Origin of the sequence: Flavobacterium pygoscelis (genome assembly GCF_023162025.1) — a bacterium.
Classification (GTDB): domain Bacteria; phylum Bacteroidota; class Bacteroidia; order Flavobacteriales; family Flavobacteriaceae; genus Flavobacterium; species Flavobacterium pygoscelis.
The window spans coordinates 86,298-103,300 of sequence record NZ_JALNUB010000008.1 but is presented as its reverse complement, the minus strand read 5'-3'; the positions used below and the strand labels follow the sequence as shown (position 1 = coordinate 103,300).

The following is a 17,003-nucleotide window of genomic DNA, read 5'->3' as shown; positions in this document are numbered from 1 at the left end:
GCAAGATCTCTAAAGAGTACTTTTTTATAAAAATTACATTCCGGTTCTAATAGCTTCTACTGGATCTAGTTTAGACGCTGTAATAGCAGGCAAAATCCCAGATATCAATCCTATAGCTGCAGCTAATCCAGTTCCTAAAACTACATTTCCCATACCAAGAACAAATTCAAAATCCAAAACATTGGTCAAAATCAGAGAAATAATCCAAACTAGTAATAGCCCGATTACACCACCAATTACAGATAAAATAATAGCTTCAAATAAAAACTGAAATAAGATAAATTTATTTTTGGCTCCTAATGATTTTTGAATTCCAATTAGATTGGTTCTCTCTTTTACAGAAACAAACATAATATTAGCAATACCAAAACCACCTACCAAAAGAGAAAAACCACTAATAATCCATCCAACTACATTCATTTGACCTAAAATACCATCGATAAGGTCTGTAAAACCTGAAAAAACATTGATGAAAAAATTATCTATTTCACCAGCTTTCAAACCTCTATAGCTTCTTAATTTTTGTGACATTTCGCCTTTGTAAGCCTCCATATCTACCCCTTTTTGGGGTTTAAAAATAATAACATTCGTTAAGGAAGTATTGTTGTCGCCATACAACTGTCTCACAAAATTCACAGGTATGTAGGCAGCGGTATCATTACTATCACCAAACAACCCTGAACCTTCCTTTTTTATCACGCCAATTACAGTAAAACGTTTTCCATACAAACGCACATTTTTCCCTATAGGATCAAAATCATCAAATAAAGATTTAGCAATTTCATTTCCAAGAACAATAACCGTAGCTCCAGAATTAGCTTCTGATTCATTGTAAAAACGACCTTTTTCAAATTCTAATCCTTGAATATCGATAAATTCATGAGAAACAGGAATAATTTTTACATCACTTACTGTTTTAGAATCATATTTTATAGACTCGCTTCTAGTAAAAATTTGATACGCCATTTGATCTGTATTGGTCATTGCCCCTTTCATGTAGGTATATTCATCATACTTTACATTAGGAAATTGCTCTCGCTTCCATTGAGGAATATCCGATGGACCAAAAGAAAACTTCATCAAATAGATCGTGTTTTTATCTAAACTACTTAAGTCTTTGGTTATTTTTCTGTCTAAAGAATCAACTGCAGCCAAAACTGCTATAATCGAAAAAATCCCAATAGTCACTCCTAACAAAGAAAGTAAGGTCCTTAATTTATTATTTTTTAATGCATTCATTGCAAAACCAAAACTCTCACTTAATAATCTAAGGTAAACTAGCATACAATCTGTTTTGTGTTAAAGTAAAATTCCATAAATATTAATCAAAATCCTAATGAATAATCAATTCGTTAAAGTCCCAATCCATTATTTTAGTACTCCTTATATAATAGCTGTAAAAAATACAATTATCTCGTTTTCAAATGGCTTAATTTTAACATTAAAAAACTATTTTTGCACTTTATAACAATAACTACATAATGAACACTACTAAAACAATTCAATCAGCATTAATCTCTGTATTTTCTAAAGAAGGATTAGAACCTATAGTTAGACAACTAAACAGTCAAAATGTTACACTTTATTCAACTGGAGGAACCGAAGATTTTATCAAAAATCTAGGAATTCCTGTAATTCCTGTTGAAGATGTTACGTCTTATCCTTCTATTTTGGGTGGTCGTGTTAAAACATTACATCCAAAAGTTTTTGGCGGAATATTAAATCGTCAAGATAATGAAAGCGATGTACAACAAATGCAAGAGTTTAACATTCCTCAAATTGACTTGGTCATAGTTGACTTATATCCTTTTGAAAAGACAGTAGCTTCTGGAGCAAGTGAGGCAGATATTATTGAAAAAATCGATATTGGTGGGATTTCATTGATTCGCGCTGCAGCAAAAAACTTTAAAGATACCGTAATTGTTTCCTCTGTTGATCAATATGCTTTACTATTGGATTTAATTACAACACAAAATGGCGCCACAACATTAGAAAATAGAAAATTGTTAGCTACAAAAGCATTTCATGTATCCTCTCATTACGACGGAGCTATTTTTAATTATTTCAATACTGATGAAACCATTTACAAAGAAAGTATTGCAGACGGTCAAGTTTTAAGATATGGAGAAAACCCACATCAAAAAGGATTTTTCTTTGGTGATTTTGAAGCGATGTTCAAAAAAGTTCATGGAAAAGAATTATCTTATAACAATTTATTAGATGTTGATGCAGCAGTGAATTTGATCAATGAATTTAAAAATGACGGACCAACTTTTGCCATTTTAAAACATAATAACGCTTGTGGTTTAGCTACAAGAAAAACAATTGGTGAAGCATACAATGCAGCTTTAGCTTGTGATCCTACTTCCGCCTTTGGAGGTGTCTTGATTTCTAACACTAAAATAGATGTTGCTACTGCTACAGAAATAAACAAACTTTTTTGTGAAGTGGTAATTGCTCCAGAGTATGATGAGGAAGCAAAAACCATCTTAGAGGAAAAGAAAAACAGAATAATCTTAATACAAAATACTGTTGAATTACCTAACAAACAAGTTAGAACTTGCTTAAACGGACTTTTAATTCAAGAAAGAAATAACATTACTGACAATAAAGAAGCTCTAAAAACCGTTACAGTAACAACTCCTACGGAACAAGAGATTCAAGATTTGATATTTGCGTCTAAAATATGTAAAAACACAAAATCTAATACGATTGTTTTTGCAAAAAACGGAACACTTATATCATCAGGAACTGGACAAACTTCAAGAGTAGATGCATTGCTTCAAGCAATAGAAAAGGCAAATAACTTCGGATTTGATTTACATGGAGCCTCGATGGCTAGTGATGCTTTTTTTCCTTTTCCGGATTGTGTAGAATTGGCTAAAAAAGCAGGAATTACAGCTGTAATTCAGCCAGGAGGTTCAATTAAAGATGAATTAAGTATTAATTATTGCAATGAAAATAAACTTGCAATGGTATTTACAGGAACGCGTCATTTCAAACATTAATTTGTTTAACTTTGCATGCTATTATTTATTATAACTTTTAACCCTTAAAAAACTTATGGGATTTTTTGATTTCATGACCGAGGATATTGCGATAGACCTTGGTACCGCTAATACTTTAATCATACATAATGATAAAGTTGTAATTGACAGCCCCTCTATAGTTGCTCGCGATAGGGTTTCGGGTAAAATCATTGCTGTAGGTAAAGAAGCCAACATGATGCAAGGTAAAACACATGAAAACATTAAGACCATAAGGCCTTTGAAAGATGGTGTAATTGCTGACTTTGATGCTTCAGAAAAAATGATAAGTATGTTTATAAAAAGCATACCTGCATTAAAGAAAAGAATGTTTACACCTGCGTTACGAATGATAGTTTGCATCCCTTCTGGAATTACAGAAGTAGAAATGCGTGCTGTAAAAGAATCGTGCGAACGCGTAAATGGTAAAGAAGTATATTTGATTCACGAACCTATGGCTGCGGCCATTGGTATTGGTATTGATATTATGCAACCTAAAGGAAACATGATTGTTGATATCGGTGGTGGAACAACTGAAATAGCGGTAATTGCTTTAGGTGGAATTGTATGTGATAAATCAGTTAAGATTGCTGGTGATGTTTTTACAAATGACATAGTATATTATATGCGTACGCAACACAACCTTTTTGTTGGAGAAAGTACTGCTGAGAAAATAAAAATACAAATTGGTGCTGCTATAGAAGATTTAGAAACTCCACCAGAAGACATGTCTGTTCAAGGTAGAGATTTACTTACCGGTAAACCTAAACAAGTTGAAGTTTCATATAGAGAAATTGCAAAAGCATTAGACAAATCTATACAGCGTATTGAAGATGCGGTAATGGAAACTTTATCTCAGACTCCACCAGAATTAGCTGCTGATATTTACAATACTGGTATTTATCTTGCAGGAGGTGGATCAATGCTAAGAGGTCTTGACAAAAGAATTTCTCAAAAAACAGATTTACCAGTTTACATTGCCGAAGATCCTTTAAGAGCAGTAGTTCGAGGAACTGGAATGGCACTTAAAAATGTAAACAAATTTAAAAGCATTCTTATAAAATAACAAATAAATTCTAAATTCTAAAACTTGTTTAAAGTATTTAGAATTTAGAATTCAATTTTAAATTTATTTAAATATTCAAATTTAGACAATGCAGCAAATATTTAATTTTATTTTAAAAAACAGTAACAAAATACTGTTTTTGCTGCTTTTAGGTACATCGTTAACTCTAACGATTCAGTCTCATTCCTTTCACAGAAGCAAAATAATAAGTTCAGCTAATTTTTTAAGCGGAGGCGTTTATGAAAAAGTAAATAATCTAAATGAGTATTTAAACTTAAAAACTCAAAATGATGAACTTGCTCTTGAAAATGCTAAATTAAAAAGCATATTATTTAATAAAAAAGACACTGCTACTGCAAAAGCTTTAGACAGTCTAAAAGGAGTAAAACTAGACGATATAATTGTATCTAAGGTAATTCACAATTCCTATAATGTTTACGAAAATTACTTAACATTAAACTCAGGTGAACGAGATGGTGTAAAGCCTGACATGGGTGTTATTAATAGTTTAGGAATCGTAGGAATTATAGAAAATACTTCGACTAATTATTCTACCGTTATAAGTATTTTAAATAAAAGAACACAGATTAACGCTAAAATCAAAAAATCAGATCATTTTGGTTCTCTAAACTGGAATGGTAAAAGTACTGGTTTTGTGCAACTAACAGATCTTCCAAGATTAGCTCTCATAAAAATAGGAGATACAATCGTAACAGGAGGGCAATCTGTCATTTTCCCTGAAAATATTAATATTGGAACAATTGCTAAAATTTATAGAGATACACAAACTAACTTTTATACGTTAGATATTAAACTTTTTAATGACATGACGAACTTAGGACATGTTTATATCCTAAAAAGTAAAAACCGTCAAGAAGTTATTAATTTAGAAAAAAGAGAAAAAGATGAATAGTACGCTGTTGGTCAATATTTTCCGTTTTGTACTTTTGCTAGCCCTTCAGATCATCATATTCAACAATATGAATTTTTTGGGATATATAAGTCCATTCCCTTATATTCTATTTATCATTTTATACCCTGTAAACGGTAATAAATCAGCGTTAATAGCCTCTAGTTTTTTATTAGGAATTATAATGGATCTTTTTAGTAATTCTGGAGGAACTCATGCAACTGCTTGTTTAGTTTTAGCTTATTTTAGACCATCTATTTTTAAGTTTGCATTTGGTTTGAGCTACGAGTATCAAACTATAAAATTAAATGATGTTATTACACCACAACGATTTTCGTTTATTTTGCTTTCTGTAGTAATACACCATTTTACATTATTTTTACTAGAAGCATTTCAATTGACCTATATATTAGATACTTTAATAACGACTTTATTAAGTACTGTATTCACCATTATAATCTGTATTATAATCATATATCTTATTAAGCCAAATAAAAGATGAGAAAAGTCTTGTTGCCTTCTTTAATTATTATTGCGACCTCTTTACTTTTAATTCGTATTTTTTATTTACAAGTTATTGATGACACTTTAAAATTAAAGTCAGAAAATAATGCAATTAAAAAAAAATATGAATATCCAGAGAGAGGCTATATCTATGATAGAAAAGGAAAACTTCTCGTAGCCAATCAAGCTTCATATGACATCATGGTAATTCCACGTGAAGTAAAGAAATTAGACACCTTAGAATTTTGTCAGTTACTTCACATGACCAAAGAGGACTTTATTAAAAAAATGGAGAAATCTAAAGTATATAGTCCAAGATTACCATCTGTATTTCTATCTCAATTAAACAAAAGTGAGTTTGCTGCTTTTCAAGAGAAAATACGAAAATATGAAGGTTTTTATTTCCAAAAAAGATCACTTCGTGATTATGAAGTGAATTTTGGTGCTAATATTTTTGGTTTTATCACTCAAGTGAATGAAAAATTGGTTTCGAAAAATCCTTACTATAATAGCGGTGATTTGATTGGAAGACAAGGGGTAGAAGAAAGCTATGAAAATCTTTTACGTGGTGTAAAAGGGATTAAATATTTCCAGAAAGACAAATTTAATCGCGAAATAGGATCCTATAAAGATGGTAAATACGATACAATTGCCGTGCAAGGGGAAGATATTAATCTCTCTATAGATGCGCAGCTTCAAAAGTATGGGGAAGAATTAATGATTAATAAAAGAGGTGGAATTGTTGCTATTGAGCCTAGTTCTGGCGAAATATTAGCCTTAGTTACAGCACCCTCATTTGACCCTGGTATTCTAGTGGGAAGACAACGCTCTAAAAACTATACCGCTTTGTATCACGATTCTATTGCTAAACCACTTTATGATAGAGGATTACTGGCTGAGTATCCTCCAGGTTCACCATTTAAAATTTTAACAGGCCTTATTGGCTTGCAAGAAGGTGTAATTAACGAAAATACAACTTTCTTTTGCAATAATGGATTCAGTTATGGAAGGGGGCGATTTATGAAATGCCATCCACATAGTCCTAGCCAACAATTACATAATGGTATTTACAATTCTTGCAACACTTATTTTGCTCAAACCTATATGTTAACAATTAACAAATATAACAATCCAGCAAAAGCAGTAGATATTTGGAGTAACCATTTAAAAAGTTTTGGATTAGGCCAGTTTATGGGATATGACTTACCAACAGGAAAAAAAGGAAAAATTCCTGATTCTAAAACCTATAAAAGAATGTATCCAAACGGTGGCTGGAGAAGCACCACAATAGTATCTAACGCAATAGGACAAGGAGAAGTTGTAATGACTCCTATACAACTTGCGAATATGATGGCAACCATTGCTAATGAAGGATATTATTACACGCCTCATATCATAAAAAAAATAGAAGGACATGCCATTGACAAAAGTTTCACAACCAAGCATGTAACTACTATTGATAAAAAATATTTCAAGCCCGTAATAAGCGGACTTTTTGATGTGTATAATGTTGGTACAGCCAGATCGCTTAGAGTTGAAGGAATTGATATTTGTGGTAAAACAGGAACCGCAGAAAATTTTGCGAAAATTGGTGGAGTCAGAGTAAAACTAGAAGATCACTCGATCTTTGTAGCTTTTGCTCCAAAAGACAATCCAAAAATAGCGATAGCCGTTATGGTTGAAAATGGAGGTTATGGTGCAGCAATTGCAGGACCTATTGCGAGTTTGATGATAGAAAAATACCTTAGACAAAAAATAACAAGAACTGACTTGGAGACAAGAATCCTTGCTACAAGTCTACAAAGTAGGTATGCAAAATTAGGTGGACTTTCTGATAAAGTAAAATCTCAGTTAAGAGTTAGCGATTCGATTTTGAAAAGCAAAACCATTATTCCCACTTTTAAAGTAAAAATAGATTCAACTAAGGAGCAAAAACCAGTTATATAAATCAGATGAAAAATCAAAGTGTATCAAACAATATTGACTGGATAAGTATAATAATATATACTCTACTCGTTATTTTAGGTTGGCTAAACATCTATTCGTCGTCATTATCTTCTATGGAAGATACTTACCAAAAACAGCTTATTTTCATTATACTGACAATCCCATTAATATTTATTGTTCTTTCTGTAGATGGAAAATTTTATGAAAAATATGCTAGTATTATATTTGGAGTTTCACTACTGACATTAGCAGGTTTGTTTTTATTTGGAAAAACGATTGCAGGCCAACGCTGTTGGTATGCCATAGGAAGTTTTACTATACAACCTTCAGAATTTGCAAAAGCAGCAACCTCATTAGCGCTAGCAAAATTTTTGAGTGATACCCAAATCAATTTAAAAGACACCAATAGACAGATACAAGCACTCGCCATAATATTTTTGCCGGTATTACTTATATTGCCCCAACCAGATCCTGGAAGTGCTTTGATATATAGCATTTTTATAATTGTTTTATACCGCGAAGGACTTCCTAGTTGGTATGTTTGGACGGGATTTATCACCATCCTTTTATTTGTACTTACACTTGTTTTAGAGCCCCAATATGTAATCTTAATTGCATTAGGAATAATAATAATTGTTCATTTAAAATCAAGACTTGCAGATCGAAATATTATTATGAGTACAATTTTATTCCTATTAATTTCTGGTTTTGTACTCTCTGTAGATTATGTATTTGACAATGTATTTAAGCAACACCATAGAGACCGTTTTAATATCCTGTTGGGAAAAACAGTAGATATGAAAGGAATTGGATACAATACAAACCAATCCGAAATAGCTATAGGATCAGGTGGATGGATTGGTAAAGGATTTCTGGAAGGAACTCAAACTAAAGGAGGATTTGTACCCGAGCAGCATACAGATTACATTTTTACCACAGTGGGTGAAGAATGGGGATTTGTAGGCTCATTAGTAGTCATAGCTCTATTTGCGGGTCTGTTTCTCAGAATAATCTATTTGGCGGAACGACAAAAAACAAAATTCAGTAGAGTTTATGGTTATTGCGTAGCAGGAATATTATTTACACACTTTTTTGTAAATATCGCAATGGTAGTTGGAATCTTTCCAACCATCGGAGTTCCATTACCATTCTTTTCTTATGGCGGATCAGGACTTTGGGGATTTACTATTCTTCTATTTATATTTATAAAAATGGATGCTAATAAAGTAAACGAATGGTAACTGTATCTTAGTTAAAACTCCACGCTTTATAATCATTGCTGCTTTCTAATTTTTCTTCTATTTTATGATCTAATGTAGGAAAGAAGTCTATGCCTGTCATTTTCTCAATTTGATCAACTGACACGACGAAATCATACAAAGGTTTTTCACTGGCTTCATTTGGGATAAGAAATGCAATCAGTTTTATTTTGCCATCCGATTTTGATAATAGAACTTTATAAAAATAATTAGGAACCGATACCTTTTCTTTTCCAATTGTTTGTAAGGAACTCTCTAATACGCCTCCAGTAATAACATAAAGACCATCATATTTCACTGCCCAATAGCGTACTTTTTGCTCTAATCTATTCCAAACACCATCGTTAAATTTGTGTTTTTGTGGAGAAATATTTGAGGTATAAAACGTGTCATTGTAAGCGTTTTCATCAAAAGACATATCTCCTGCAGGACACAAGTGACCTTTATCGTATCCTGAGTTTTTATAGTTTTTCCAATCAGCAGATCTAGTAGTTACTTTAGGATCTTCTATAAAAAAAGGCCTCTGAAAATGTTTATTTAGTATGTACTTTTTTTTCAGTTCGTAGGCTACCCATTCTGCTTGTTCAAATTTCTCATTATATGAAAGAGAAAAGTAATCATGATTTACGATTTGATTAGTTGTTGAAGTCGGATAAAAATCAAAAGTACCATCAATTTTATCTGTTGGCTTTGTATTGATTTCTATAGAATCTGCCTCTCTAATCTTAGCATTGTTGCCGTAGGAATTTCCTATTGAAGCTTCTTTACCATTACAAGAAATTAAAAAAAAAGTTATAAATAAGACTGGTATAAAATTGATTGTAATTTTTATCATTGTAATTTAAAATAATATCATTGATTGTTTATAATTTATTAAAGATATAAAACTATTATTATTAAATTTTATTCTTTTATTTTAAATAAAAAACGCTCCATAAAATATGAAGCGTTTATAACTATAAAACAGTGATTGTAGATTATGACTTCACTAAATTATCTTTTTTTAACTTAGTAGACATATTGGTCTTAGAAATAGATTTAGTTTGTAAATCGTCTAAAACATTTAATGCTTCTTCTACATAAATATCTTTTGACAACGCTTCATGCCATCTGTCTCTTTTTTCTTTTAAAGTAACATCATTATTCATTATCACTTTTTCATAAGGTAATGATGTGAATATTAAATTATTTTTATAATCAGAAAGAGGCTTGTATTTTTTAGCTTTTTCTTCTATTTCAGCTTGTGCGCTTTTAAATTTATTAATATTTAAATTGTACACATTTTCTTTACTTCTATTATCAATCCACTTTGCATTTTCCTCAATCAATTGAAATTGAGAATTACTTAAAATTCTATTCTTGCTATTAACAATTGCTTGACTAAAGTTATTATTATTAGACCATTCATTGTAATCTGCTTTGTCAATTTTATCCCATGGCATAGCATTGTCAATATCACGCTCTCCCATTTTTAAATAAGCATATCGGTCTGGCATAACAATATCACTTCTTACACCTTCTATTTGTGTTGAACCACCGTTTATTCTATAAAACTTTTGAGTTGTCGTCTTGAGTGCACCAAGATCACCTACTAAACTACTGCGAACAAATTCATTCAAATCAAAAACATTTTGTACTGTACCTTTACCATAAGTTTGCTTGCTTCCTATGATGATTCCTCTTTTGTAATCTTGAATTGCAGCAGCTAAAATTTCTGAAGCAGAAGCAGAAAAACCATTTACCATAATGACCAATGGACCGTCCCATTCTATCTTAGGGTCTCTATCATACAATACTTCTTTTTTTCTACCAGCAGATTTTATTTGTACGATAGGGCCTTGTTCGATAAACAAACCAGCGATATCAACTACTGTAGATAGCGATCCTCCTCCATCATCACGTACGTCTAAAACGATACCATTTACCCCTGCTTTTTTCAATCTATCAACTTCTAAAGCAATGTCTTTACCAGCGTCACGTCCATTTTTATTTACAAAATCAATATAAAATTTCGGAAGATAAATAACACCATATTTTAATCCGTTTTTATTAACGATACTTGATTTTGCATACGTTTCTTCAATTTCTACAATATCCCTAACAATTGAAATCACCTTAATAGTACCATCAACTTTTTTAACTGTTAAGCGAACTTCAGAACCTTTTGGTCCCTTTATTTTTTTAACAACATCATCAAGGCGCATTCCAATAACTTCAACCGCTTCTTTATTTCCTTGACCTACTTTCATGATCAAATCACCAGCTTCTAGTAATTTTCCTCTCCAAGCAGGGCCTCCTGAGATAAGTTCTGTAATTTCAGTAAAATCATTTTTCTTTTGAAGACGAGCTCCAATCCCTTCTAATTTACCACTTATACTTACGTCAAAACGTGCCTTTTCTTCGGGTGCAAAATAATTCGTGTGAGGATCAAAACGAGCTGTAATTGAATTAATGTAAACAGAAAACCAATCATTTCTATTTAAATCTTTTATGAATCCAAAGTATTCATCTAGTGATTTCCCAGAAATATCTCTGGTTTCTTTTTCAAGAACATCATACGATTTCACTTTATAACTTGGATCATTTTTCTTTTTATCTTGTTCGATTTTTTGCTTATCAACTAGAGATGAAAGCGTAGACAACTTTATTTGTTTCCTCCATTTATCATTTAATTCAGCAGCATCTTTAGGATATGGAGCTTTATCATAATCTATGTTAATAGTTTCATCAGTTGTATAATCAAAAGGTTTGCCTAAAATTGATTTGTAAATCTTAGTACTCTCATTCATCCTTTGAACCAAGCGAGCATAAGTCAAATTAAAGAAAGTCAAATCTTTATTGATTAATTGATCATCTAATTGATATTCATACTTTGAAAATTCATTTATATCCGATTGCAAAAAGAATCTCTTAGACGGGTCTAACGCTTCTATATAATCTTTGTAAATTCCTTTCGAAAAATTATCATCAATCGCTGCTGGATTGTAATGTTGTTTTTCAATAACAAAAGTCAATAACTCAAGTAGCAATTTGTCTTTTTCTGGGTCATTATCTTTCGAGCCACTCATTTTAAAGGCAAATAATGTCACCGATATACAAACGACAACAAGAATAATTTTATAATTTCTTTTCATAAAGTTAATAATAGTATTCATGAATTTTTTAATGTAAAGTACAATAGAACTTCACCATAATCAGTGTGTTCTCAATAAATTTCGGTTAAAGATATAAAAATGTTTTTTCAAACTGAAGTAAATAAACCAAGATAACATTTTTTTATCTTTTGTTCAAAAATTAACGCAATCAGTGACTACATTTGCCATTTATATCATAAAATATTTTATATTTTAACATATCAGCAATGAAAAAAAATAAACCATTAATTCTGATCACTAATGATGATGGTGTATCGGCACCAGGTATCAGAGCTTTAATTTCAGTCATGTCAGAATTGGGAGAGGTAATAGTTGTCGCGCCAGACTCACCACAAAGCGCTATGGGACACGCAATTACAACTAACAGCACTCTATATTTAAACAAAATCTCTAATATTAATGACCCAATACAAGAGTATAGCTGCTCTGGAACTCCAGTTGATTGTGTGAAATTAGCTGTAAATGAAATTCTGAAAAGAAAGCCAGATTTATGCGTTTCCGGCATCAATCATGGCTCAAATTCATCTATAAATGTGATCTATTCTGGCACAATGAGTGCTGCAGTAGAAGCAGGAATAGAGGGAATTCCTGCAATTGGCTTCTCATTGATGGACTTTAACTGGAATGCAAATTTTGAACCCATTAAAAACTTTGTAAGAAAAATAGCTTTAGAGGTTTTAAAAAATGGATTACCTGATGGAGTAGTTCTAAATGTGAATTTTCCAAAATTACAAGAAAAAGAAATTAAAGGAATTAGAATTTGCCGCCAAGCAAAAGCACGTTGGATGGAAAAATTTGATAAAAGAAAAACTCCCCAAGGAAGAGATTATTACTGGCTTGCTGGAGAATTTGTAAATCAGGATAAAGGAGAAGACACAGACGAATGGGCTTTAGAGAATAATTATATTTCTGTAGTTCCGGTACACTTTGACTTGACTGCACATTACACAATACAACAACTTAACACTTGGAAATGGGATGAATAAAAGAGACTTACTATTGGGATTTTTAATCGGTTTAGCAACTACATTACTGGGATCTTATATCTTTATAACTTTTTTTACGGATTTTAAATTTATAGCTGGAATTCACATACTTAAATCACAAGGCAGTCTGGGCAAAATAATAACTTTAGGTTCCATTATGACTCTTATTGCTTTTGGTTTATTTTTAAAATTAAATAAAGAAATGATGGCCAGAGGAGTACTTCTTGCCGTAATTGTACTGGCAATACTTACTTTATTTATATAACAAATCATATTAACCTATCTTTGCTATTCAGAAAAAGTTGAAAAAAATCGAAAATTATTATCGTTCGATTTGTAAATTATTAATCGAAATACAACATGAAATATTATATAATTGCTGGAGAAGCTTCAGGTGATTTGCATGGCTCAAATTTAATGAAACAAATTTACGAGCAAGATCCTAGTGCAGATATTCGATTTTGGGGAGGCGACTTAATGACTTCCGTTGGAGGAACTTTAGTTAAACACTATCGCGATTTAGCTTTTATGGGGTTTGTTGAAGTGATTTTTAATTTAAAAACAATACTTGACAATATTAAAATTTGCAAGAAAGACATCACTGAATTTCAACCTGATGTACTTATTTTCATTGATTATCCTGGCTTTAATTTGCGAATAGCAAAATGGGCAAAAACATTAAATATAAAAACACATTATTATATTTCTCCTCAGATTTGGGCCTGGAAAGAAAGCAGAATCAAAGAAATCAAGAGAGATATCGACAAAATGTATGTTATCCTTCCTTTTGAGAAAAAATTCTATGAGCAGAAACATAATTTTCCTGTAGAATTTGTAGGTCATCCTTTGATAGATGCTATACACAATCAGCCTCAAATAGATTCAACACTTTTTAGAAGCGAGAATCAATTGAGCAACAAACCTATCATTGCTATTTTACCAGGTAGTAGAAAACAAGAGATTAAAAAAATGCTTTCTGTAATGCTAAGTGTTGTTGCTGATTTTCCTGATTATCAATTTGTAATTGCGGGTGCTCCAAGCCAAGAGTTTTCTTTTTACAAACAATTTATTACGCAAGACAATATAAAATTCATTTCGAACAAAACATATAATTTATTGCAAAATGCAACTGCGGCTTTAGTTACATCTGGAACTGCAACGCTCGAAACAGCACTTTTTAAGGTGCCAGAAGTTGTTTGCTATAAAGGCAGTTGGGGTTCTTATCAAATTGCCAAACGAATTATTACACTTAAATACATCTCACTGGTCAATTTAATAATGGATGAAGAAGTTGTAACTGAATTAATTCAGGACCAATGCAACACCAAGCGAATTAAAGAGGAACTTGAAAAAATATTAAATAGTACTTATAGAAATACGTTATTAGAAAAGTATGCGTTATTAGAAAAACAATTAGGAGGTGTTGGAGCTAGTAAAAAAACGGCGGCACTGATTATCAATAGTTTAAAATAAATTAACATCTTACAATTTAAACATTCAAAAAATCGCCTTTTGAAACATTTTATTACACTAGTAATACTAGCAAGTTTATTTGCCTCATGTAAAGCAAAATTACCTATTGTAACTTCTAGAAATGGAATTTCAAAGGAGAAGATAAGCCGTACAGAAAAAAGAAATTCAGAGAAATCAATTGATCATCTAATAGATTTAGCTACCGATAATGTAGGCGTAAAATACAAATATGGAGGAACCACTAAAGCCGGATATGATTGTTCCGGATTAATGTTTACTGTTTTTAGTTCAGAAAACATCATATTACCACGAAATTCTCATGAGCAATCAAAAATAGGCGTTGTTTTAAATCAAAAAAAAGATCAAGTACAAAAAGGAGATTTAGTTTTTTTTAAAACCAATAAAAGCAGCCAGATAAATCATGTTGGAATTGTAATTGATGTCTTTAACGAGGAAATAAAATTTATTCATTCCTCTACTTCAAAAGGCGTGATAATTTCCTCTACTAAAGAGCCCTACTACAAAAACACTTTAGTTCAAATTAATAGAATCCTATGATCTTGTAAAATTCTCGAATCAATTGCATTAACAAAAAAATACATACAAAAATAAATTTATTTTATTGAAAATATGTACTTTAGAGTTATGAAAGTAATTCATTTCCCGTTAGCGAGAATAACGATAGCATTTGTTTTAGGCTTATTACTAGCTTATTACATAAAAATCCCTATTAGTATTGTTTTCAGCATTCTTATCCTGCTATCTATCTTACTTATTTTTATTTTTTATACTTATAAAAACAAACAAACTACTATTTTTAGTTTCCTAACTTATCTTGTTTCTTTTATAGTTGGTATTTCAAATCAAATCATACACACTGATTATTATCAAAAAAATAATTACATCCATGACTCCAGTTTATTTGAAAAAACCCATTCTATAAATATTACAATTAGAGAAAAATTAAAAAGCTCTTCTTTTAGCAATCGCTATATAGCGATTGTAAATGAAATCGATCAAAAAGCAAAATCAGGTAGAATCTTATTAAACATTCAAAAAGATAGTATTGATCACGATGTAGAAATTGGAAGTAATTTACTTCTAAAAGGAAAATTGAGTAGAAATAAATCTGCTGATAATCCTAATCAATTCGATTACAGTAAATATCTAGAAAATAAACAAATTTACGCGCAGATTTACTCACATGCTGACGATATAAAAAAGAGATCAAAAATCCAAAAAAGCATTTGGTACTTTTCCTCAAAATTAAGAGCTCGGATTATAAAAAATCTACAAAAAAACAATTTTAATAAAACTGAATTAAATGTTGCTTTGGCATTAATAATGGGACAGCGACAAGAAATTGCCCCAGAAATCCTTCGGGATTATCAGTATGCCGGCGCGATTCATATCTTGTCAGTCTCCGGATTGCATATAGGATTCGTACTTCTCTTTGTTAGCTTTATACTAAAGCCTTTTCCTAATACAAGAAAAGCATCCTTAATAAAGCTAATTATAATCATAATCTCTTTATCACTATTCGGAATAATTGCTGGTTTAGCACCTTCAGTTATTCGATCTGTTACTATGTTTTCTTTTGTTGCAATAGGAAATCATCTTAGAAGAAGTGTCAATATTTATCATACCTTATTGGTTTCGATCCTCTTAATATTGCTATTTCAACCTTCCTTTTTATTCGATGTAGGTTTCCAATTAAGTTACATCGCTGTATTTTTTATAGTATGGCTTCAGCCCCTTTTTTATTCTTTATGGACACCTAAAAAAAGATTTTTTAAATATATGTGGTCTATCTTAACCGTTACGTTTGCAGCACAAATAGGAACACTACCAATAACCATTTATTACTTTCATCAATTTCCAGGTCTATTTTTCGTCACAAACTTGATCATAATACCTTTACTAAGTATTATAATGGTTTTAGGAATAGTTGTAATGATTTTAGCAGCTTTCAATAGCATTCCCATATTTTTATCAAATTCACTTCAATGGAGCATCTTTTGTCTGAACAAAATAATAAACACAATTGCTTCATTTGAGCAATTTATAATTAAAGACATTCCATTACACTTTTACATGTTGGTAAGCGGATATCTATTTATTATTACCTTAATCATTTGGTTTAAGAAACCCAACTTTACCAGATTAGTTACAGTTATGCTTTCCATTATTATAATTCAACTTTGTTTTTTTAAAACACATTTTAATACTATGAAAGAAAAAGAACTAATTGTATTCAGCGTAAAAAAAAGCACCTTAGTTGCAGAAAGAATAGGCAACAAGACAACCATTTATACCAAAAAAGAGGGATTAAGAAATGTATCCAACAATAACATTTTAAAATCTTATTGCAGTAGTAATTTTAGCTCTATCAAAAACAAAAAAGAACTAAAGAACTTTCTTTATTTTAATAATAAAAGGATATTGATTTTAGACAGTACGATTTTATCAGCCCACAATACACATCCCGACTTACTATTATTAACACAATCACCTAAAATTAATCTGGATCGAATATTAATGAATAGCAAACCTAAAATGGTAATTGCTGATGGCTCTAATTTTAATACCGCACTAAAAAGATGGAAGGAAAGTTGTAGAAAACAAAAAATCCCTTTTCATTCGACAAATGAAAAGGGATTTTATATCTTAAAATAAA

General features: G+C 31.0%; 14 protein-coding genes. 11 read left to right on the top strand and 3 right to left on the bottom strand.

Annotated elements, in window-relative coordinates:
- Window positions 1-33: 33 nt before the first annotated feature.
- Window positions 34-1,284, bottom strand: a complete 1,251-nt coding sequence (locus tag MW871_RS13190) for an ABC transporter permease (RefSeq protein ID WP_188051359.1) — start codon at window positions 1,282-1,284, stop codon at window positions 34-36.
- Window positions 1,285-1,481: 197 nt separating this feature from the next.
- Here MW871_RS13190 and purH point away from each other — a divergent pair, with 197 nt between their 5' ends.
- From purH to rodA, 6 genes are all read left to right on the top strand, one after another.
- Complete coding sequence (gene purH, locus MW871_RS13185) at window positions 1,482-3,008, top strand: bifunctional phosphoribosylaminoimidazolecarboxamide formyltransferase/IMP cyclohydrolase (protein ID WP_188051360.1); 1,527 nt, start codon at window positions 1,482-1,484, stop codon at window positions 3,006-3,008.
- 55 nt (window positions 3,009-3,063) lie between these two features.
- Window positions 3,064-4,092 carry a rod shape-determining protein gene (locus tag MW871_RS13180; protein WP_188051361.1) on the top strand — a complete coding sequence of 343 codons (1,029 nt, stop codon included), beginning with the start codon at window positions 3,064-3,066 and terminating at the stop codon, window positions 4,090-4,092.
- 88 nt (window positions 4,093-4,180) lie between these two features.
- Window positions 4,181-5,005, top strand: coding sequence for a rod shape-determining protein MreC (mreC, locus tag MW871_RS13175; protein ID WP_210646676.1), 825 nt, complete (start codon window positions 4,181-4,183; stop codon window positions 5,003-5,005).
- Window positions 4,998-5,504, top strand: a complete 507-nt coding sequence (mreD, locus tag MW871_RS13170; protein WP_188051363.1) for a rod shape-determining protein MreD — start codon at window positions 4,998-5,000, stop codon at window positions 5,502-5,504. Before mreC ends, mreD begins: the two co-directional genes overlap by 8 nt.
- Window positions 5,501-7,453: a penicillin-binding protein 2 gene (gene mrdA / locus MW871_RS13165; protein WP_210646677.1), complete on the top strand. Its 1,953-nt coding sequence runs from the start codon at window positions 5,501-5,503 to the stop codon at window positions 7,451-7,453. The genes mreD and mrdA overlap by 4 nt, the downstream gene beginning before the upstream one ends.
- 5 nt (window positions 7,454-7,458) lie before the next feature.
- A complete protein-coding gene (gene rodA / locus MW871_RS13160; protein ID WP_188051365.1) occupies window positions 7,459-8,694 on the top strand; it encodes a rod shape-determining protein RodA in 1,236 nt (411 codons plus the stop codon).
- A 7-nt stretch (window positions 8,695-8,701) separates the two neighbouring features.
- On the opposite strand, the gene MW871_RS13155 is transcribed toward rodA, so the two are convergent.
- Window positions 8,702-9,547, bottom strand: coding sequence for a DNA/RNA non-specific endonuclease (locus tag MW871_RS13155; protein WP_248428967.1), 846 nt, complete (start codon window positions 9,545-9,547; stop codon window positions 8,702-8,704).
- A gap of 142 nt (window positions 9,548-9,689) precedes the next feature.
- Complete coding sequence (locus MW871_RS13150) at window positions 9,690-11,867, bottom strand: carboxy terminal-processing peptidase (protein ID WP_248428966.1); 2,178 nt, start codon at window positions 11,865-11,867, stop codon at window positions 9,690-9,692.
- 206 nt (window positions 11,868-12,073) lie between these two features.
- Here MW871_RS13150 and surE point away from each other — a divergent pair, with 206 nt between their 5' ends.
- The 5 genes from surE to MW871_RS13125 all read left to right on the top strand — a co-directional run bounded on the left by surE (window position 12,074) and on the right by MW871_RS13125 (window position 17,002).
- Window positions 12,074-12,853, top strand: a complete 780-nt coding sequence (gene surE, locus MW871_RS13145) for a 5'/3'-nucleotidase SurE (RefSeq protein WP_248428965.1) — start codon at window positions 12,074-12,076, stop codon at window positions 12,851-12,853.
- Window positions 12,846-13,118: a hypothetical protein gene (locus tag MW871_RS13140; protein ID WP_248428964.1), complete on the top strand. Its 273-nt coding sequence runs from the start codon at window positions 12,846-12,848 to the stop codon at window positions 13,116-13,118. The genes surE and MW871_RS13140 overlap by 8 nt, the downstream gene beginning before the upstream one ends.
- 95 nt (window positions 13,119-13,213) lie before the next feature.
- The gene (gene lpxB / locus MW871_RS13135; RefSeq protein WP_248428963.1) at window positions 13,214-14,326 is read left to right on the top strand and encodes a lipid-A-disaccharide synthase; all 1,113 of its coding nucleotides are present in this window, start codon (window positions 13,214-13,216) and stop codon (window positions 14,324-14,326) included.
- A gap of 39 nt (window positions 14,327-14,365) precedes the next feature.
- Window positions 14,366-14,884, top strand: a complete 519-nt coding sequence (locus MW871_RS13130; protein WP_248428962.1) for a C40 family peptidase — start codon at window positions 14,366-14,368, stop codon at window positions 14,882-14,884.
- Window positions 14,885-14,971: 87 nt separating this feature from the next.
- The gene (locus MW871_RS13125; RefSeq protein WP_248428961.1) at window positions 14,972-17,002 is read left to right on the top strand and encodes a ComEC/Rec2 family competence protein; all 2,031 of its coding nucleotides are present in this window, start codon (window positions 14,972-14,974) and stop codon (window positions 17,000-17,002) included.
- Window position 17,003: the final 1 nt, after the last annotated feature.